General features: G+C 65.6%; 14 protein-coding genes. 9 read left to right on the plus strand and 5 right to left on the minus strand.

From position 1 onward, the window contains the following. Positions 1 to 121 precede the first annotated feature (121 nt). Genes AWC17_RS29470 through AWC17_RS29490 form a run of 5 tightly spaced genes read left to right on the plus strand, consistent with a single transcriptional unit; the run spans position 122 to position 4,503 of the window. Positions 122 to 1,243: an MCE family protein gene (locus tag AWC17_RS29470; protein ID WP_046183066.1), complete on the plus strand. Its 1,122-nt coding sequence runs from the start codon at positions 122 to 124 to the stop codon at positions 1,241 to 1,243. Next, positions 1,244 to 2,722, plus strand: coding sequence for an MCE family protein (locus AWC17_RS29475; RefSeq protein WP_046183067.1), 1,479 nt, complete (start codon positions 1,244 to 1,246; stop codon positions 2,720 to 2,722). It begins immediately after the preceding gene. Between the two features lie 13 nt (positions 2,723 to 2,735). Further along, complete coding sequence (locus AWC17_RS29480; RefSeq protein ID WP_046183068.1) at positions 2,736 to 3,386, plus strand: tetratricopeptide repeat protein; 651 nt, start codon at positions 2,736 to 2,738, stop codon at positions 3,384 to 3,386. Then, a complete protein-coding gene (locus tag AWC17_RS29485) occupies positions 3,383 to 3,997 on the plus strand; it encodes a hypothetical protein (protein ID WP_231588404.1) in 615 nt (204 codons plus the stop codon). The genes AWC17_RS29480 and AWC17_RS29485 overlap by 4 nt, the downstream gene beginning before the upstream one ends. A gap of 11 nt (positions 3,998 to 4,008) precedes the next feature. Next, positions 4,009 to 4,503: a CAP domain-containing protein gene (locus AWC17_RS29490; RefSeq protein ID WP_046183075.1), complete on the plus strand. Its 495-nt coding sequence runs from the start codon at positions 4,009 to 4,011 to the stop codon at positions 4,501 to 4,503. A 63-nt stretch (positions 4,504 to 4,566) separates the two neighbouring features. Here AWC17_RS29490 and AWC17_RS29495 read toward each other — a convergent pair whose 3' ends face one another. Beyond that, positions 4,567 to 4,881, minus strand: coding sequence for a hypothetical protein (locus AWC17_RS29495; protein ID WP_231588405.1), 315 nt, complete (start codon positions 4,879 to 4,881; stop codon positions 4,567 to 4,569). An 82-nt stretch (positions 4,882 to 4,963) separates the two neighbouring features. Continuing rightward, the gene (locus AWC17_RS29500; RefSeq protein WP_085165634.1) at positions 4,964 to 9,184 is read right to left on the minus strand and encodes a bifunctional nitrate reductase/sulfite reductase flavoprotein subunit alpha; all 4,221 of its coding nucleotides are present in this window, start codon (positions 9,182 to 9,184) and stop codon (positions 4,964 to 4,966) included. 309 nt (positions 9,185 to 9,493) lie between these two features. Between AWC17_RS29500 and AWC17_RS29505 the strand changes: the two genes are divergently transcribed. Then, the gene (locus AWC17_RS29505) at positions 9,494 to 9,961 is read left to right on the plus strand and encodes an LppP/LprE family lipoprotein (RefSeq protein ID WP_046183078.1); all 468 of its coding nucleotides are present in this window, start codon (positions 9,494 to 9,496) and stop codon (positions 9,959 to 9,961) included. Between the two features lie 95 nt (positions 9,962 to 10,056). Here AWC17_RS29505 and AWC17_RS29510 read toward each other — a convergent pair whose 3' ends face one another. Beyond that, positions 10,057 to 12,009 (minus strand): acyl-CoA dehydrogenase family protein, encoded by a 1,953-nt coding sequence (locus AWC17_RS29510; RefSeq protein WP_046183069.1) that lies wholly within the window; start codon positions 12,007 to 12,009, stop codon positions 10,057 to 10,059. A gap of 148 nt (positions 12,010 to 12,157) precedes the next feature. Between AWC17_RS29510 and AWC17_RS29515 the strand changes: the two genes are divergently transcribed. After that, a complete protein-coding gene (locus tag AWC17_RS29515; protein WP_046183070.1) occupies positions 12,158 to 13,270 on the plus strand; it encodes an esterase-like activity of phytase family protein in 1,113 nt (370 codons plus the stop codon). Here AWC17_RS29515 and AWC17_RS29520 read toward each other — a convergent pair. Continuing rightward, positions 13,229 to 15,643 carry an ATP-binding cassette domain-containing protein gene (locus AWC17_RS29520; RefSeq protein ID WP_085165632.1) on the minus strand — a complete coding sequence of 805 codons (2,415 nt, stop codon included), beginning with the start codon at positions 15,641 to 15,643 and terminating at the stop codon, positions 13,229 to 13,231. The two genes, AWC17_RS29515 and AWC17_RS29520, sit on opposite strands and share 42 nt — an antisense overlap. An 81-nt stretch (positions 15,644 to 15,724) precedes the next feature. Further along, complete coding sequence (locus tag AWC17_RS29525; RefSeq protein WP_046182072.1) at positions 15,725 to 16,198, minus strand: MarR family winged helix-turn-helix transcriptional regulator; 474 nt, start codon at positions 16,196 to 16,198, stop codon at positions 15,725 to 15,727. 193 nt (positions 16,199 to 16,391) lie between these two features. Between AWC17_RS29525 and AWC17_RS29530 the strand changes: the two genes are divergently transcribed. Together AWC17_RS29530 and AWC17_RS29535 are read left to right on the plus strand one after the other, a co-directional pair. Then, positions 16,392 to 18,362, plus strand: a complete 1,971-nt coding sequence (locus AWC17_RS29530) for an ABC transporter ATP-binding protein (RefSeq protein WP_141224856.1) — start codon at positions 16,392 to 16,394, stop codon at positions 18,360 to 18,362. Continuing rightward, positions 18,359 to 19,210, plus strand: a complete 852-nt coding sequence (locus tag AWC17_RS29535; RefSeq protein WP_046182070.1) for a CbiQ family ECF transporter T component — start codon at positions 18,359 to 18,361, stop codon at positions 19,208 to 19,210. The genes AWC17_RS29530 and AWC17_RS29535 overlap by 4 nt, the downstream gene beginning before the upstream one ends. The last annotated feature ends 73 nt before the right edge of the window (positions 19,211 to 19,283 follow it).

Consider the following 19,283-nt stretch of genomic DNA (forward strand, 5'->3'; position numbering starts at 1 on the left):
CGCCTGACGCGCCCCCGCCGCCGGCGACCCCCGAACCGCCGCCCGCTGAGGCGCCACCGCCGAACGGCATGGTCAATTCGACGCAGGCGTTGCGGGATCTAATGCTTCCGGCGGGTGCCTCATGAGGCGCGCAATGGTGGCGGCGCTCTGCTTTGCCTGCCTTGGGTTGCTTCCTGCCTGTGGGTGGAAGGGCCTGAACTCGTTCACCCTGCCCGGCACCTCCGGGAACGGCCCAGGCTCCTACACCATCCAGGCCCAGATGCCCGATGTCGTCACCATTCAGGAGAACACCCGGGTTCGGGTTGACGACGTCAATGTCGGCAACGTAACCAAAATCCAGCTGCAGGACTGGCACGCGCTGGTCACCATGCGCATCAACGGGGATGTGCACCTGCCGGCCAATGCGACCGCCAAGTTGGGCCAGACCAGCCTGCTCGGTTCGATGCACATCGAGCTCGCTGCGCCCAAAGATGAACCGCCGGTTGGCCAATTGAGGAACGGGTCGGTCATCCCGCTGCCGCACGCGAGCCTGTATCCGACCACAGAGCAGACCCTGGCGTCGGTGTCGATCCTGCTCAACGGCGGTGGAATCGGTCAGCTGCAGGAGATTACGCAGGCGATCGCGAAGGCATTCGCCGGTCGGGAAAACGACATGCGCAGCCTGTTGAAGCAGCTGGACGTGTTCATCGCCCGCACCAACGACCAGACCGACGACATCATCGCCGCATCGGAGAATCTCAACTCGCTGGTCGGCCAGTTCGCCGACAAGGACGCGATAGTCGACAAGGCGTTGCTGACCGTGCCCAAGGCGCTCAAGGTGTTGGCCGACGAGCGCACCAAGATTGCCGAAGCGATCGACCAGCTCGGCAAGTTCAGCGCCATCGCGGCCGACACCGTCCGCCAGAGCAAGGAATCTCTGGTGAACAACCTGCGCAATATCGCGCCGGTGCTGCGATCGCTCGCCGACGCCGGACCGTCGCTGACCAAGGGGCTGGACGGCTTGGTGGCCTATCCATGGCCGGCGTCCACCGCGCGGAATTGGTTCCGCGGCGACTACGCCAACCTGACGCTGATCGTCGACCTGACGTTGAGCCGCCTCGATACCGGATTCTTCACCGGCTCGCGGTGGGAAGGTAACCTCACCCAGCTCGAACTGCAATGGGGACGCACCATCGGCATGCAGCCCAGCCCGGCTACCGCGGGCAACCCGCTGACCTATGCGTATCACTTCGGGGGATACTGAATGCTCCGCCTGAGCCGCCGAACGTGGATACAGCTGTCGATCCTGGCGCTGGTGACCGTCGTGTCCTGTGGTGCAATGGCATTCAACTTCATGCGGCTGCCGGCGACGCTCTTCGGGATCGGCGAGTACGTCGTGTCCGTGGACTTGCCCCAGTCCGGGGGGCTCTACCGGACCTCGGTTGTCACCTATCGCGGCACCGATGTCGGTCAGGTCAAGTCGGTTGATGTGACCGCCACCGGGGTCCGCGCGGTGCTCACCATGCGATCCGGCGTCAAGGTGCCTTCCGACGTCCAGGCGTCGGTACACAGCCGATCCGCGATCGGCGAGCAATACATCGAGCTCACCCCCCAGCCCGGGAAGGACGGCGAACATTCCCGGACGCTGCAAGCCGGCGATGTCATCCCCGCCGGCCGGGTCGATGTGCCCGTCGACATCGGACACCTTCTCGACTTGACTAACCGTGCGCTGCAATCGATTCCGCGTGACAATCTGCGGACGGTGGTCGACGAGACGGACCGTGCGGTCGGCGGTCTCGGGCCTGAACTGTCTCGGATCGTCGACGGCTCCGCCGCCTTGGCCATCGCGGGGGGACGCAGCGCCGGCCCGCTCGCCGCATTGATCGACCAGACGCCGCCGGTGCTCAACTCCCAGGTCGAAACATCGGATTCCATTGCCCGGTGGGCAAATCGAACCGCCGCCATCACCGCCCAGTTCAAAGCGCAGGATGCCGCATTGCGGGACCTGTTGACGCAGGGCACTTCCGGCGTGGAGGAGAGTCGCGCGCTGCTTGACCGGGTCACGCCCGCGCTGCCCGTGCTCTTCGCGAACCTCGTGAGCCTGGGTGACATCGCGGTGGTGTACCGGCATGACATCGAACAGCTCTTGGTGCTCTTCCCGCAGGGCATCGCGGCCATGGCGGCAATCGTCGTGCCCAGCTCGAACACCAAGCAGGAGTACAGGGGCGCCCAGCTGGACTTCAACCTCAACATCAACCTGCCGCCGCCGTGCACGACGGGTTATCTGCCGCCGACTCAGCGCCGGTCACCGGCGAGCGTAGACGCGCCCGACCGTCCCGCCGCAGATCTGTTCTGCCGAGTGCCGCAAGACTCGGAGTTCAATGTTCGCGGGGTACGGAACATCCCGTGCGAGAGCAAGCCATGGAAGCGCGCGCCCACCGTCGAGTTGTGTGAGAGCGACGAAGAATACGTGCCGCTTAACGACGGATATAACTGGAAGGGCGACCCAAACGCCACCTACACGGGACAGGGCGTTCCGATGTATCCACCGGGACAAGATCCGCGGCTGCCACCACCGCGGGGCATCGCGCCCCCGGCGCCGTCCCCACCGCCGCTCGCCGTTGCGACGTATGACCCGGCCAACGGCGACTACATAGGCCCGGACGGACGCCGATACACCGAGTTCGACCTGGCCCACCCGCGTGCCAAGAACTGGCAGTCACTTCTGGTGCCGCCGGCTTGAGTAAAGGAGCAAGATGACAGAACAGACTGAAAAGCCTGCCGCTGCCCCTGAGGAGGCCGGCGACGCAATCGCGGTCGACGAGGCGGGCGGCGAACATCTCGACGATCAGCCGGACGAGATCGCCAAGGGGACAACCCAATCCGAGAGTCGATTCGCCCGCTTGCGGCACCGCGCCACCCCGCGGCTATCGCGTGCCGGGCGGGCGTTGGTGGCCGGCATCGTTGTCGTGGCGGCACTGGCGGGATTAACGGGTTGGCTGGGCTACCGGGCCTACCAAAAGCATGAGGCACAAACCCAGCGCGATCTGTTCGTACAGGTTGCCCGCCAGGGTGCGGTGAACCTCACCACGATCAACTACACGGAGGTTGATGTAGACGTGCAACGCATCTTCGATCTGGCCACCGGGGCCTTCCGTGAGGACTTCGAGCAGCGGTCCAAGCCGTTCATCGAAGTCGTCAAGGCGGCGCAGTCCAAATCGGAAGGCACGGTGACCGATGCCGGCCTGGAGTCTCAGCGCGGAGACTCGGCCCAGGTGCTGGTGGCGGTCGCGGTGAAGTCGCGCACGGCCGGCGGCGAGGAGGCCCCCCGGGAGTGGCGCATGCGAATTGAGGTGCGGTCGGTCGGTGACGACGCCAAGGTGTCGAACGTGGTGTTCGTGCCATGACGATTCTCAACGAAACCCCCACGCACGACGAGGAGATCGTCGACGCCGAGGCAACGCCGGAGGGCGCCGCCGATATCGGTGAGGTGCCCGAAGACCAGCCAGGCACCACCACTCGGGCCACGCGCCCCATCCCATGGTCGCGAGTTCTTGCGTACGGAGTGCTGCCCGGACTGGCGCTGCTGCTGGCGCTGGCGGCGGGTTACTTCAAGTGGGTGGCGGCGTCGGCCGATGAGGTGGCGCGGGCCCGTACCGAGTCGGTGCGAGTCGCCAGCGACGACGCGGTTGCCCTGTTGTCGTACAAGGCGGATTCGGTGGACAAAGACTTGGCCGCCGCGCGCGAGCGGCTGACCGGAGATTTCAAGGACGCCTATACGGAGCTGACCCGCCAAGTGGTCATTCCGGGCGCGAAGGAGAAGGACATCACCGCGGTCGCCAAAGTGACCGCGGCGGCCCCGGTCTCGGTGGCCGCCAACCACGCCGTGGTGTTGTTGTTCGTCAACCAGACCGTGACGGTCGGGGACGGCGCTCCCACGGATACCCAGCCCGTCGTTCGGGTGGCGTTAGACAACGTCAACGGCCGATGGCTGGTCTCACACTTCGACCCGGTGTGATGGGCGTGGCCATGATCGGGTGGATACGCGTGTTGCCCGCGGCGACGTTTTTCGCGGGCTCGGTACTGCTGGCCGCTCCCGCGGCGCACGCCGACAACAAGCGGCTCAATAGCGCCGTCGTGTCCGCCGTCTACACGTTGCAACACCAGGCGGGCTGCACGAACGACGTCGTGAGGGACAACGCACTGACGCTGGCCGCCCAATGGCACGCCGACGACATGATCAACAACCGAAACATCAACGACGACATAGGATCCGACGGATCAACACCGCAGGACCGCGCCAACGCCGCCGGCTTCCATGGCAAAGCGGCGGAGACGGTGGCGATCAACCCGGCCATCGCCATCAGCAGCCTGGAACTTGTCAACCAGTGGTACTACAACCCCGATGACATGGCGATCATCCGGGACTGCGCCAACACCGCCATGGGGGTGTGGTCGGACAACAGTCTGGACCGGACCGTCGTGGTAGCGATGTATGGCCAACCGGCCCCGCTTAGTCGATGACACGGCCCCGCTGATTTCTTTGTGCCGAGCAGCGGGGCCAGCACCGCGCAGGCCGCAGGATCGCTACCGACTGGACATGGAGTCGGCGTCGTCGGGGGAGACGCGCCCGCCGTCGGCCGCAAACTCGCAGGCGCACCGCTGACCCCGGTCCTGCAATGTTCGCCCAAGTTGCGTGCCGCGCTTGCGCATCAGGTGCTGCGTGTAGACCTTGTCGCGCTGCTGCGGCGAGAACGCCAAGTCCAAGTTGATCGGCAACCCGGCCCAATCGACCCGATCACCGAGCTGGTCGTCACCTGATGCGGCACGGCGCAGGCGGCACTGCAACGGGCACGCGGCCTGCACGGTGTCCTCTAGGGGCCCGTCAAAGTCCAGAGCCATGACTGAATGGTGGTGCGAGGTTGTTTCAGCGGCAGGCGCGCGACGTTTCCGTCGTATTACGAGTCGGGCGAAACCGGAACGCTTAGTAGACGTCGCGGTGGTAGCGCTTGTCGGCGCTCAACGAGCGGACGTACTCCTGCGCCGCGTCGGGATCGAGGTTGCCGTGTTCGGCCGCGATCTCGCAGAGAGCGCGGTCGACGTCTTTGGCCATCGGGTCCGCGGTACCGCAAACGTACAGCTGTGCGCCGTCCTGCAGCCAGCCCCACAGCTGGGCACCTCGCTGACGCATCAGGTGCTGCACGTAGACCTTCTGCTGCTGGTCACGGGAGAACGCGAGGTCCAACTCGGTGAGGAACCCGTCATCACGCATCTGCTCGAGCTCGTCGCGGTAGTAGTAGTCGGTGGCGGCGTGCTGCTCGCCGAAGAACAGCCAGTTGGGTCCGGTGTGGCCGAGCGCGCGACGTTCCTGCAGGAAACCGCGGAAGGGCGCAATCCCGGTGCCCGGACCGATCATGATCATCGGCGCGTGCGGATCGCCGGGGGGCCGAAAGTTACTCGATGGCTGCAGATAGACGGCGACTCGGTCGCCGGGGGAGCGGTCGGCAAGGTAGGTCGAGCACACCCCGCGGCGTGGGACACCCTGGAAGTTGTAGCGCACCGGTGAGACCGTCAGGTGAACTTCTCCGGGGCACTCTTTGGGGCTCGATGAGATTGAGTACAGCCGCGGCTGAAGGCGTTTGAGGACCCTCAGCCACTCATGGGCCGATGCCCAGACCGGATGCCGCGCCAGCAGGTCGATGGACTGGCGCCCCCATGACCAATCCGATAGTGCCCGCTTGTTTTCCGGCTTCAGCAGCTCTGCCAGTGTCGGGTCGCCGGTGCGCTCCTGCACGAAGCGCACCAGGTCCCGGCTGATGTGGGCGATCTCGATGCGCTCGGTGAGCGCGGAGCGCAATGACATCAGACCATGCTCGCCGACCTCGACCGGGGTCTGTCCGTCCAGTCCGGTGACGGACAGCCATTCGTCGACCAGCCGGTCGCTGTTGCGCGGCCACACCCCTAGCGCGTCGCCGGCCTCGTAGCTTACGGTTTCTTCCGGCAGGCTGAAAACCAAATGCCGCACGTCTTTTGTCGATTCCGGCTGACTCAACACGGTGTTGCGGACCATGCCGGTGATCAGGGGATGCTTCTTGGTGTACCCGACCGCTCCGGACCCGTTGGCCGGCGGAGCTGGCGCGGCTGCCGAGGAGGTGGTCGCCGCCGGCGCACCGCCGTCCCGGCCAACCGGCGCGGGCGTGCGGGAAAGTGCTTGGATGACACCGCTCAGCCACTTGGCCGCGGCGTCTTCGTAGTCCGGTTCGCAATCGACCCGGTGGGCGATGCGGGTCGCTCCGAGCTGGGCCAGACGCTCGTCGAGCTTGCGTCCATGACCGCAGAAATCGTCGTAGTTGGAGTCGCCCAGCGCCAGAACCGCGTAGCGGGTGCCGGCGAATCGCGTTGCGCTGTCGCAAGTCAGCGCTCGCCACAGCCCGGCGCCGTTGTCGGGAGGCTCGCCGTCACCGGTGGTGCTGGTGATCAGCAGCAGTTCCCGAGTCGTCGCCAGCTCGGCGACCGGGAAGTCGTCCATGGCGTGCAGCTTGGCCGGCAAGTTGGCGTCACCCAGTTGGGTGGCGACAGTGGCGGCGAGTTCTTCGGCGTTTCCGGTTTGCGATGCCCAGAGCACCACGACGGGTGCCCGCTTGGCGCGCTTGGCTTCGGGTGCATCGATCGTCGGTTTGTTGACTGCCGGCGTCGGCGTTGGGCTGGGCGCATCGTTGCGCGAGAACAGACCCGCGAGCAGGCCGTCCACCCACAGCCGGGTGCCGGAATCGAAAGGAGCACTTCGGGGCAGGGTCGGCACCCCGGCCGTGCGTCGACCGGCTTCCGACCGAAGTGCGGTCAACATCCCAGCAAGGTAGGAGCGGCCGAGCTGGTCGAATTCCGGCACGGGTTTTGTTGCCACACCGAGCAAGTCGGCGAGGGCATCGACCTGCGACACGCTGATTTCCAGTACGTCCGTGGGCGCAGGTTCTGGGGCACCGGTGTCCGCCGCTGGCTTGGAATCGGTGCCCGGATCTGCCGTGGGGACAGCGACTTTCGCCAACGTGACGGCGCACGCCTTGAATTCCGGTTGGTTCGAGATCGGGTCTACCGCATCGTTGGTGACCGCGTTGATCGCCAGGTATTCGCCGAAAGCGTCGTTCCAGTGGAACGGCGCAAAGCAGTTGCCGGGGCGCACCCGGTCGCTGACCACGGCGGGCAGCACGGCGCGACCGCGGCGCGAAGCGATTTCGACGGAGTCGCCGTCGGCGATCTGCAGCCGTGCGGCATCGTCGGGGTGGACTTCGACGAACGGCCCCGGATTGAGCTTGTTGAGCTTGGCGATCTTGCCGGTCTTGGTCATCGTGTGCCACTGGTGCGGCAGGCGGCCGGTGTTCAACAGGAACGGGTAGTCGTTGTCGGGCATTTCCTCGGGCGGCAGGTGCGGGCGGGCGAAGAACAGGGCACGACCGCTCTCGGTTGGGAAGGCCAACCGGGGAGCGCTGCCGTCCTCGCGGACCAGCCTGGTCTGGCTGACACCGTTGTTCAGGTAACGAATCGGGCTGCGGTCGTCAGCGCTCTCCGGTGCGCACGGCCACTGCAGCGGGCTCCGGCGCAGCCGCTCGTAGCTGACCCCGCGCAGGTCGTAGCCGGTCTTCGGGTTCGAGAAGCGTTTGATCTCTTCGAACACCTCCCCGGCGGAGTTGTAGCTGAAGGCTTCCGAATAGCCCATCGCGCAGGCGATCCGGGCGATGATCTGCCAGTCGGGCATTGCTTCACCCGGCGCCGTGACCGCCGGCTGGAACAGTGTCATGGTGCGCTCGGAATTGACCATCACCCCCTCGGTCTCCGACCACAGGGCCGCCGGCAGCAGCACATCGGCGTATTCGTTGGTCTCCGTGTCGAGGAAGGCGTCCTGGGTGATGACCAATTCGGCGCGCTCCAGACCGGCCAGCACGGTCTTCCGATTGGCCACGGAGGCAACGGGATTGGTGCAGACGATCCAGCACGCTTTGATTTCGCCGGCGGCCATCCGGGAGAACATGTCGATCGTGCCGGTGCCGACCTCCGTGCGTAATGTCCCGCGGGGAATGCCCCACTGGTCTTCGGCGAAGGCACGGTCGTCCGCGGCTGCGACTGAGCGCTGGCCGGGCAATCCCGGTCCCATGTAACCCATTTCCCGTCCGCCCATTGCGTTGGGCTGGCCGGTGAGCGAAAAGGGGCCGCTGCCGGCTTTGCAGATCGCGCCGGTGGCCAGGTGCAGATTGCAGATGGCGTTGGTGTTCCAGGTGCCGTGCGTGCTCTGGTTGAGGCCCATGGTCCAGCAGCTCACGAAATTCTCGGCCTCACCGATCATGCGGGCCGCGGCGCGGATGTCTTCTTCCGGGAGCCCGGTGATTTCGCTGACCGTGTCCGGGGTGTACTGCTCCAGGAAGCTGGGCATCACCTCCCAGCCCTCAGTGAACTCGGCGATGAAATGCGGATCCGTTCGCCCATTTTCAATGATCAGGTGCAATAGCCCGTTGAGCAGTGCGAGATCGGAACCCGGGGCGATTTGGAGGAACAGGTCGGCCTTTTCGGCGGTCGCGGTGCGGCGCGGATCGACGACGATCAGTTTTGCCCCGGCCTTGACGCGGTCCATCATCCGCAAGAACAGGATGGGATGGCAGTCGGCCATGTTGGCGCCGATGACGAAGAAGACGTCGGCGTGTTCGAAGTCTTGGTATGAGCCGGGTGGCCCGTCAGCACCCAGGGAGAGCTTGTAGCCAGAACCGGCGCTGGCCATGCACAGCCGAGAGTTCGACTCGATTTGGTTGGTGCCGATGAAGCCCTTGGTCAACTTGTTCGCCAGGTATTGCGCCTCGATGGACATCTGGCCCGACACATACATAGCGAAGGAATCCGGACCATGCGCATCGATGATCGCCCGTAACCGGTTCGCGCACTGAGCGATCGCCTCGTCCATATCGACGGGCTCGGCGGGCTCGCCGCGGTCGGCGCGTACGTGTCCGGATTCCATCCGGCCGGGCGCATCGAGCAAGTCGGAAGTGGTGGCACCCTTGGTGCACAGCCGGCCGAAGTTGGCCGGATGTTGTTTGTCCCCAACCGACTTCACGATGTGACGCCGGCCGCTCTCGGGATCGGTTGTGACCTGCAACACCATTCCGCAGCCGACGCCGCAGTACGCGCACATGGTGTTCACGGCATCGTCGTTCGAGGCCATGGACTCCCTGGTCACACACTCCCCTCCCTTGCGCAACGGGCTTACGTTGAATGATGCGACGAGGACGTTTCGGCACCGGGTATCCGGAGTTTCCCCCGCTTTACGGCTTCCTCTCACTGGTCAATGCGTGACCGTGAACACTCGGAAATGTCGCAAAACCCGCAGGTCATCAGGGGTCATCATCGGCCCGCCAACCCAGTTCAAGGCTACCCGGGCAGCCGGCGGCATTACCTGTCAGAACAGGGTCTCCGACCAAACAAACGGGACATTCACAGCCTTCGCTAAGCTCACCGAGTGCGTCAGCTGATTGTGGTCCTGCTGGTCCTGCTGGCCTCCGGTTGCGGCTCGAAGCAAGCCGGTTCGCCGCCGATGTCAGCCGACAAGTGCAAGGATTCCGACGGCCTGACGCGCGACACGGTGCAGCGGTCCATCGCGTCGGTCCCCATCACCATCCCCGGTACGACTTGGGTGGAAATCGCTCGCGGACATGCAAAGAAGTGCCGTTTGTACTGGGTGCAGATCATCCCGACCATTGCCAGCGAATCCACCGGCCAGCAGTTGCTGTTCTTCGATTACAACACGCCGCTGGGGACACCCACGCCAAATCCAAAGCCGTACATCACCGTGTTGCCGCCCTCCGATGACGCCATTGCGGTTCAGTACCAATGGTTGAAGGGCAACGATCAGCCGTGCTGTCCCACCGGTATCGGCACGGTGAAGTTTGAGATCGGCCCGGACGGCAAGCTGAAGTCGCTGGGCAAAATCCCGAATCAATAAGGTTGTGTTACAAGCAGATCACGCGGCTGGCGTGAGTCGCCCGCGGGCCGGGGTGCGTCCGCACGCGCCGCGCGACTTTTTTACAGCGCGGCCCGTCAGCTCGTGACCGCGTCCGGCAAGTTTTCCGGGTGCAGCATCTCGGCGTAGCGCAGCTGCTCGGGGATCCCGAAACCGTCGACGAGCGTCTCCGCGTGCGGGCGCAGCGCGCGGCACCGATCGTTGATACCCCGGGTGACCGCCTTGGCCCGTTCGGTGGACAGGTACCGATGCTCGATGTACCAGGCCTTGTCGTCCTCGATCACCGACAGCGCGTAAAGATCGCACAGGATGCCAAGCAGTTCCCGGGCCTCCTCGTGCGGGCAGGCGTCGATGCCGGCAACGAACGCTTCGAGCACCACCCGGTCGATGTGCGCGGACGCGGCGTGCAACACGTGGTCCTGCACCGCGTTGAACGCGTCGAATTCCGGCATCTCTTTGGATTTGACCTGCAGTCGACGCGCGACGGACGCCAGCAGATATTCTTCCCGGTCCTCGAACATCTTGATCTGCGTGCCGCGGTTGAAGAGGCTGCCCTCTTCCTCGCTGTCCTGTCGGGCGTCCACGATGGTTTGGATAATGGTCTCTGCCGCAGTGCGTTTGACGACGCGCTCGCCAACGGTGTTGGCGGCGAAGCGCACCCATTCGACGGGGCTCATGCTGCGGATGTCATCGGCGTAAGCCGTCAGCAACTCCTTGGCCACCAACTGCGTCAGCACGTGGTTGTCGCCCTCGAACGTGGTGAACACGTCGGTGTCGCCGCGCAGCGCGACCAGCCGGTTCTCGGCCATGTAGCCCGCGCCGCCGCACGCCTCCCGTGACTCCTGAATCGCCCGGGACGCGTGCCACGTGTTGGCCGCCTTCAGGCCTGCGGCCCGCGCCTCCAATTCGCGCTGCTCGTCGGCGTCGACCGCGTCCGCGGTCTGGATGTCGTGGCATTTACTGACCAGCTCGTTCTGGGCGAACTGCAGCGCGTATGACTTTGCGATCAAAGGGAACAACCGGCGCTGATGCACCAGGTAGTCCATGATCAGCACCTCGGACTCGTCATCCGGCGCGCTGAATTGCTTGCGCTGCAACGCGTATCGCGTGGCGATGTCCAGCGCGACGCGACCGGCGGCGCCCGCGCTGCCGCCCACCGTGATCCGCCCGCGGACCAAGGTGCCCAGCATGGTGAAGAAGCGGCGGTTGGGGTTCTCGATCGGCGAGGTGTAGGTGCCGTCGGGCGCCACGTCACCGTATTTGTTCAGCAGGTTCACCCGCGGGACGCGGACGTGGTCGAACACGATGCGGCCGTTGTCGACGCCGGGCAACCCGCCCTTGTACTCACAGTCCGACGTCGTCACCCCGGGCAGGTCGTTGCCGTCGGCGTCGCGGATGGGCACCATCAGACAGTGCACGCCGTGTTGGACCGGCTTGCCGTCCTCGGTGGTGATCAGCTGGGCGAATACCGCTGCCATGGTGGCCGTTTCGGCCGCCCCTCCGATGTAGTCCTTGCGGGCGGTCGGTGTGGGGGAGTCGATGACGAACTCCTCCGTCGCGGGGTCATACGTCGCGGTGGTCTCCAGCGACTGGACGTCGCTGCCGTGTCCGGTCTCCGTCATCGCGAAGCAGCCCCGCAATTCGAGGCTGATGATCTTCTTCACGTACGCCTCGTGGTGGCGCTCGGTGCCCAGGTTTTCGACGGCGCCGCCGAACAACCCCCACTGAACCCCGGCCTTCACCATCAACGACAGGTCCGACATCGCGAGCATCTCGATCATCGTGATCGCCGCGCCGATGTCGCCGGTGCCGCCATGCTCCTTGCGGAAGTTGTCGGCGGCGGCACCGAATGCGGCCATGATCCGCATCTGCTCGGCCACCTTGGTGCGCGCGATCACCGTGTTCGGGGTGTAGTGCGGCCGGAACAGGTCCTCGCTCATGGTGGACCGCAGCTGGTTCCTTGTGTCGCGCCAACGCCCGTCGAGGGCGTTGCGCAGCTGCTCGGCAATGGTTGTGGTGTCTGGCGCCATAACCCGACCGTATCTCGCGGTTCGCGTCGCGGGAATAACAACCCCAGGGCCAGGGCGAGTCAATTGTGGTTTTCGCCGAGCGTGCCTTCAGCGCGAGGTCGAGGCCCGATTTCGTGCTTAGTGCACGTTCGGCGATACCTTCTCGGGTATGGGTCGTCGGCGATGGGTGGCGTGCATGTGCCTCGCCCCGTTGCTGGCGGGATGCGCGTCTCCGCATCCGCCCGCCCCGGCGACCACGCCGATGCTGACTTATCTGGGTCAGTCGCAGATCCCGTTCAATGCCACCTTCGACGGCACCGTCATCGGCGGGTTGTCGGCGCTCAGCTATGACGCGGGCCGTCAGCTGTACTACGTCATCAGCGACGATCGCTCCAAGAGAAATCCGTCCCGGTTCTACACCGTGCAGTTGTCCTTGTCGGACAAGGGAATTGACAAGGTCACGTTCACCGGTACCCATCCGCTGCTGGACCCCTCCGGTCAGCCGTTCCGGCCGCTCACACTGGGTGACACGCCGCCGGTCGTTCCCCCCGACCCCGAGGGCATTGCGTTCGATCCCGTCCGGCAGCGGCTGTATTGGTCCTCGGAGGGCGAGCGGCTCACCTCGGGGCCGGTGCTGCTCGACCCATGGGTCCGAACCGCCGGGCTCGACGGCGCCTACCTGGGCCAGTTCACGTTGCCGGCCAATCTGGCGATGTCCGCACAGAAGATGGGTCCGCGCCGGGACAAGGCACTGGAGGGCCTGGCGCTGACGCCCGACGGCCGATCGCTGTTCGCCGCGATGGAGGACCCCGGTTACAACGACGGCCCGCTCAGCGACGGCGGCCACCGCGTGCTCACCCGGATCACCAAATTCGACATCGCCACCGGCGCGCCCACCGCCCAATACGCCTACCCGATGGAGCCGCCCACACCACCCGCCGACGTCAACGGTGTCTCCGATCTGGTCGCTCTGTCGGACACGGCGTTTTTGGTGATCGAGCGCTCCGCGGCGTTGCCGCCGACCGTTCGCGTCTATCGCGCCGAGATCGGCGCGGCGACCGATGTTTTGGCCATGCCTTCTATGCGGGACGCGGCCGTGACCCCGATGAGCAAGACCCTGGCGGTCGACTTGTCCGCCACACCGGGACTGTCACCGCTGGACAACGTCGAGGGCATCACGCTGGGACCGAAACTGCCCGACGGTCGCCAATCGGTGGTGCTGGTCAGCGACAACAACTTCTCACCGAGTCAGGTCACTCAGTTCCTGTTGTTCGCGATGTGATGGCCTCGGGGCCTCGCGGGGCTCGGGCCTCAGCCGGTAGAGGGTGAAGCCCGCCGCCGCGACGCCGAAAAGGACGAGCATCGTCATGTCGAACACCCACCAACCGCTGTAGTGGGTCCACATCTCGGAGTCGGCGGCCAGCGGGTCGACCCTGCGCAGGTTGACTGTGGATGCCGACGCGGCGAAGCCCCATTGAGCCGGGACGAACCACGAGATCTGTTGAAATCCCCACTGGCTCACCAGCTGGACAAGGCTTCCGTTGAACAGCGCGGACGCCAGGACCACCGGCAACAGCAGCGGCAGCACTTCGCGCGTCGACGAGCCCAGCGTCGACAACGCGAGCCCGATCGCCGCCGACACGATGGCCGTCACCCCCACGCTGACGTAGAGCTCGACCGTGGCGTTGTGCAATAAGGCGGCACCACGCACGGGCCCGCCCTTGTCGGTGACGACGATGGCGAACACGATGGCCGTCAAAATGGCCGCGGCCAGGCCGAACACCAGGATCTTGGCGGCCAGGTAGGCCGCGGTCGACAGCCCGAGCGCCTGCTCGCGCCGGAAGATGCGCTGCTCGCGCACCACGGCCCGGACGGTCAGCGCGGTGCCGATGATCACCGCGGCGATGTTGAGCGCGGCAAGGATCTCGATGGCTTCGTGCGGGTGGGCGCTGCCGGCGTGGGGCCGGGCAAGGCCCGAATCGCCCGGAATCAGCAGGGTCAGACCGGCCAGTACGAACGGCAAAATCGCCAAGAACGCGAAGTGGAGGCGGTCGGCGAAGAGCAGCCGGACGTCGCGGCGGGCCAACAGCCGGATTTGTCGCGTGGCGGGGGATCCGGCGGGGGGCGGCGACGGTGCGGCGACCTCCGGCGGCGCCGTCAACGCCGATCCCGGTGGCCGGGCGCGAAACGCGCGATGGGCTGCGTCCGGGTCGGCGCCTACCCGCGCGAGCACCGTCGACCAGTCGGCCGTGCCCAGCGCAGGTTCGATCTGCAGGGGCGGCCCGAGGAATGCCGCCGTACCGGCCGAGGTGAGAACCAGGACCTGGTCGCACAGGTCGAGATCCGTCAACGACGTCTGCGATGACATGGCCGCCACGACCACGCAGCCAATGTCGGCCTGGCGCCGCAGCATTGCCATCACGTGACGTTGTTGCTCCGCATCCAGGCCGGCGTTCGGCTCGTCAACCACGAGCAGTGTCGGCCGGGTGATGAGCTCGATCGCCAGCGCGGCGCACCGGCGCACCTCGGGCGAAAGCTTGCCGATCCGGGTGGCCCGGTGCTCTGTCAGCTCGAGTTCCTCGAGGACTTGGGTGACCACGCGGTCGCGTTGCTCGGGTGAAATGTCTTGCGGCAGGCGCATTTTAGCGGCATAGCCCAAGGCCCGTTCGACGGTGAGTTGCCGATGCAAGCGGTCATCGGGCGATACGATGCCGATGCGGGTGCGCATGGACTCCGGCTCGGCGTGCACGTCGTGGCCGTCGACGGTGACACGTCCAGAGCTGAGCCGCCTGGTGCCGGCGAGCAGCCCGAGCAGCGCTGAGTTGCGCGCGGCCGACGGCCCGACGACCGCGGTGAATATGCCCGGACGCGCGGCGAACGAGATGCCCGACAGCACCTCGCGCCCGTCGACGGTGAGCCCCAGCTGGTATGCGGCCATCCCGACGGTGCGCGCGTCGGCCTTGAGCGGCAAGCGATAGGTGGCATTCGGCTCCGCGGTGCGGAAGGAAGGACGCGCGACGCGCAGTTTCGAGGTGATCATCCGCTCGATGAGGCCCGGGCCACCCTTCTCTTGTGCATCCGCTGCGGCCGTCGGCTGAACGGGCGGCGCCGGCATGGGGTGGGCGGGACGCTCGACCGCCGGCGGTTGCTCCGGCAGAACGCGCATGCGCTGAGTGTCGCGCTGGGTCGGAGCCCGCAGGCTCGGATCGTTCGGACGGGCGGGTGGCGGCGCGACGGGCGGAGGAGGCGGGGATTGCGGCGGGTAAGCGGGAGGTCGGGGAGCCGGCCGCGGAGCTTGCGCGGGCGGACCGGCAGGGTGACCGGTTTGGAACACCAGCCGCGGGCCCCGCTGCGGATCACCGATGCTGATCGCCTGACCATTGCGAATATTCACCGTCGACGCCCGGGCGCCGTCGACGAAGATGCCGTTGTGGCTCAGGTCGATGGCCACCCACTGGGTGCCGGCGAACCGCAGCACCACTTCCGGACGGGGCGGTGGCAGCGGCGAGGGCGGATTTCCGAGACGCTCGAGGGCGATGTCGCAGGCCGGGCCGTAGCCGACGATCACATCGCGGCCCGGGGCGAAATCGAACCTGATCGACCCGACCCATACGGTCAACGGGGAGGCTCTAAACGCGGAAGCCTCGGGCCGCATGGGCGCCACCTTTCGTCACACCAGTCAGCTCGCCCTAGTGTCTACCCGCCGGCCGCCGTGTATCCACCGGGGTCGTACCCATCACAGCGTGTTACGCCGGCCCGCCAGCGACGCATTGTCGAGAAGCCGGCGCAATACCTCGACCGCGTCCGTCAGCACCTGGCGCTCGACCGGTTCGAGCATCGCCAGTTGCGGTTCGATTGCGGCGACACGGTCGGCGCGAACCGCGTTGAGCGTCCGCTTTCCTTGGGGGGTGATGCGGATCCGGACGGCGCGGGCATCCCCGGGATCGACGGTTCGGGTGACCAGGCCGGCATCCTCGAGCCGGCGCACCTGTGTCGTCATGGTCGGTTGCGAGCAGTGATCGACGGCGGCGAGGTCGCCGATTCGGGCTTCTCCGTGTGCTTCGATCGTGGCCAGCAGCCTGGCCTGCGCCGCAGGCAAGGGCATCTGGATCCGCTGGGTGGCCAGCCGGTTGAGCCGCGCCACCACGGCGAGTAGATCCGCTCCCAGCTGCTGAGCCTCGACTTTTGCGGTCTCGACAACTCTGTCCATGTATCCATAGTTCCATAGCTTTGCTATGTGAGGCCAAGGGCGGCCGCCCATCCGAGTCGGAAGTTACGAAGTGTGATGAAGCGACTTGGTGCTGCGGACTGGCACAATCAGTGAAGTGAATGCCCGTCGCCCCGTCCGTTCTCGCCGTCGGGGTGGACCTTTAGAACCGGCCGAATTGGCACAGGCCTCGGTCATGGGGGCGCTCTGCGCAGTGATCGCGATCATCGCCGGGGTAATCCCGTTTGCGCAAGGACTGGCACTGTTGGGCACGGTGCCCATGGGGCTACTGACCTACCGTTACCGGCTTCGAGTGCTTCTCGCCGCAACGTTTGCTGCCGGAATGATCGCCTTCCTCATCTCCGGACTGGGCAGCTTCTTGGCCGTCATCAACTGTGCATACATCGGCGGGTTGACCGGATCCGTCAAACGTAGGGGCAGGGGCACGCCAACCGTAATCGTCTCGTCCTTGCTTGTCGGGTTCGCTGTCGCCGTCGCGACGGTCGGTGCGTTGGCCGTGCTGAATCGGCTGCGGCATCTGATTTTCCAAGTAATGACGGCCAACGTGGATGGTGTTGTGGCGTTCCTAGCCCGGGTGGACCTGCGGTGGCTCGGTGCCGACGTAAAGCGGTGCTTCGAATTCGGGTTGCATTACTGGCCGTGGCTGATGCTCGGCTACGTCACCTACGGGGTTATGCTCTCGTCGCTGATCGGTTGGTGGGCACTTTCTCGTTTGCTGGAACGAATGGGCAACGTTCCGGATGTGCACAAACTCGACGCTCCCGACGAGGCTCCTGACGCCGCGATCGGGCCCGTGCCGGTGCGGTTGGATAAGGTGCGGTTCCGCTACCCCCACGCCAAGCAAGACGCCCTGCGGGAGGTCAGCCTCGAACTCCAGGTCGGAGAACACGTTGCTGTCATCGGGGACAATGGGTCCGGGAAGACCACGTTGACGCTGATCCTGGCAGGCCGGCAACCGACGTCGGGTACCGTGCAGCGCCCGGGCGCTGTGGGGTTGGGCGTGTTGGGCGGCACGGCGCTTGTTCTGCAGCACCCGAAGAGCCAGGTCTTGGGGACCAGGGTCGCCGACGATGTGGTCTGGGGGCTGCCGCCGGGCACCGAGGTCGATGTCGACCGGTTGCTGCGCGAAGTAGGGCTGGAGGGTTTTGCGGAACGCGATACCGGAGGCTTGTCCGGCGGGGAACTGCAGCGCCTTGCTCTGGCCGCGGCGCTCGCTCGGGAGCCAGCGCTACTGATCGCCGACGAGTTCACCAGCATGGTCGACCAGGAGGGCCGTAACGTCCTGTTGAACGTGCTGTCAGGCCTTCCGAAACGGCATCGGACCGCCTTGGTGCACATCACGCATTTCGACAACGAGGCCGCGTCCGCGGATCGGACGATCAACCTCAGCGATTCCCCAGACAACACTGGCATGGTCGAATCGGCTCCGAGCCCGTCGCCGGGCATCGCGGTCAGGCGCGGCTCAAGCAAGCCGGTACTCGAAATCATCAACGTGGGACACGAATACAACAGTGGGACACCGTGGGAGAAGACTGCGCTGCGCGATATCAGCTTCGTCGTGGAACAAGGCGACGGGATATTGATTCACGGCGGCAACGGCTCGGGCAAGTCGACACTGGCGTGGATCATGGCCGGCCTCACCGTTCCCACCGTCGGTGCGTGTTTGATTGACGGTGAGCCCATCCGTGAGCACGTCGGCGCGGTGGCGTTGTCGTTTCAGACGTCGAGGCTGCAATTGATGCGCAGCCACGTCGGCTTGGAAATTGCTTCCGTGGCGGGCTTTTCGCATCATGACGAAGACCGCGTGGCCGCTGCTCTGGGCGCGGTCGGACTGGAGCCCACGATGGGCAGGCGGCGCATCGACGAGCTTAGCGGTGGCCAAATGCGACGGGTGGTGCTGGCCGGCCTGCTGGCGTGTTCGCCACGCGTGTTGATCCTCGACGAGCCGCTGGCAGGGTTGGACATCAGCAGCCAGCGGGGCCTGCTGCGCGTGCTGGCGGATCTGCGTCGCCACACAGGTCTGACCGTAGTTGTCATCTCGCACGACTTCGTCGGTTTGGAAGACGTGTGCCCGCGTACCCTCCATCTGCAGAATGGCGCGCTGGGAGCGGTGTCGGCCCCTGCCGCGGCCGGAGGTGTGGGGTGACCGCAACCTCGGCTCCCGCACCCGGCAGGAATCGGAGCACTTCTCGTCCGGTGGTGTTATTGGTTCCGGTGCCCGGAAGGTCGGCCATCCACAACCTGTGGGCCGGCACCAAACTCCTGGTGGTATTTAGTGTTTCGGTGTTGCTGACCCTTTATCCGGGTTGGGTGACGATCGGGTCGGTGGCGGTGCTGGTGCTGGCGGGGGTCTGGATCGCACACATTCCCCACGGTGCGCTTCCGTCGATTCCGCGATGGCTTTGGGTCCTCCTGGCATTGGGTTTTGTGACGGCGGCGCTGGCCGGTGGTAGTCCGGTGATCTCGATCGGTGGGGTCGATATCTGGCTTGGCGGAGCGTTGCAATTTTTGCGGATCACCACGCTATCGATCGTCTTGCTTGGGCTGGGGGCGATGGTGTCCTGGACGACCAATGTCGCCGAAATCGCTCCGGCGTTGGCAATTTTGGGCCGTCCATTCAAGTGGCTGCGGATTCCGGTTGACGAGTGGGCGGTGGCCTTAGCCTTGGCGCTGCGCGCCTTCCCCTTACTGATCGAGGAATTCCAGGTGCTCTACGCCGCTCGCCGATTGCGGCCTAACCATATGCCAACGAGTCGTAAGGCTCGGGTTCGGCAGACGGCGGGCAACTCCATCGATTTGGTCGCCGCCGCCATCGTGGTGACTCTGCGGCGAGCCGATGAGATGGGCGACGCCATCACCGCTCGCGGCGGCATCGGCCAACTCTCTGCTGATCCGGCGCGGCCGAAATTGGCGGACTGGGCGACGCTCGCGGTCACTACCGCGGTCAGCGGTGCTGCGGTCGCAATCGAGACGATATTCCACCTGACTCGCTAGGGCGTGTCTGCTTAATGTGAGTGGTGTTGTGCCTGATGCTGATTAGATGATTCGTACAGGTGTGATTTCCGAT

The sequence above is a fragment of the Mycobacterium nebraskense genome (assembly GCF_002102255.1).
Classification (GTDB): domain Bacteria; phylum Actinomycetota; class Actinomycetes; order Mycobacteriales; family Mycobacteriaceae; genus Mycobacterium; species Mycobacterium nebraskense.

What these genes read in the sequence shown, in the direction of transcription:
- AWC17_RS29510 (WP_046183069.1), bottom strand. Translation starts at nt 12,009, where the DNA reads ATGGCGCCAGACACCACAACCATTGCCGAGCAGCTGCGCAACGCCCTC.
- AWC17_RS29480 (WP_046183068.1), top strand. Translation starts at nt 2,736, where the DNA reads ATGACAGAACAGACTGAAAAGCCTGCCGCTGCCCCTGAGGAGGCCGGC.
- AWC17_RS29520 (WP_085165632.1), bottom strand. Translation starts at nt 15,643, where the DNA reads ATGCGGCCCGAGGCTTCCGCGTTTAGAGCCTCCCCGTTGACCGTATGG.
- AWC17_RS29470 (WP_046183066.1), top strand. Translation starts at nt 122, where the DNA reads ATGAGGCGCGCAATGGTGGCGGCGCTCTGCTTTGCCTGCCTTGGGTTG.
- AWC17_RS29515 (WP_046183070.1), top strand. Translation starts at nt 12,158, where the DNA reads ATGGGTCGTCGGCGATGGGTGGCGTGCATGTGCCTCGCCCCGTTGCTG.
- AWC17_RS29530 (WP_141224856.1), top strand. Translation starts at nt 16,392, where the DNA reads ATGGGGGCGCTCTGCGCAGTGATCGCGATCATCGCCGGGGTAATCCCG.
- AWC17_RS29490 (WP_046183075.1), top strand. Translation starts at nt 4,009, where the DNA reads ATGATCGGGTGGATACGCGTGTTGCCCGCGGCGACGTTTTTCGCGGGC.
- AWC17_RS29500 (WP_085165634.1), bottom strand. Translation starts at nt 9,184, where the DNA reads ATGGCCTCGAACGACGATGCCGTGAACACCATGTGCGCGTACTGCGGC.
- AWC17_RS29495 (WP_231588405.1), bottom strand. Translation starts at nt 4,881, where the DNA reads ATGGCTCTGGACTTTGACGGGCCCCTAGAGGACACCGTGCAGGCCGCG.
- AWC17_RS29485 (WP_231588404.1), top strand. Translation starts at nt 3,383, where the DNA reads ATGACGATTCTCAACGAAACCCCCACGCACGACGAGGAGATCGTCGAC.
- AWC17_RS29475 (WP_046183067.1), top strand. Translation starts at nt 1,244, where the DNA reads ATGCTCCGCCTGAGCCGCCGAACGTGGATACAGCTGTCGATCCTGGCG.
- AWC17_RS29525 (WP_046182072.1), bottom strand. Translation starts at nt 16,198, where the DNA reads ATGGACAGAGTTGTCGAGACCGCAAAAGTCGAGGCTCAGCAGCTGGGA.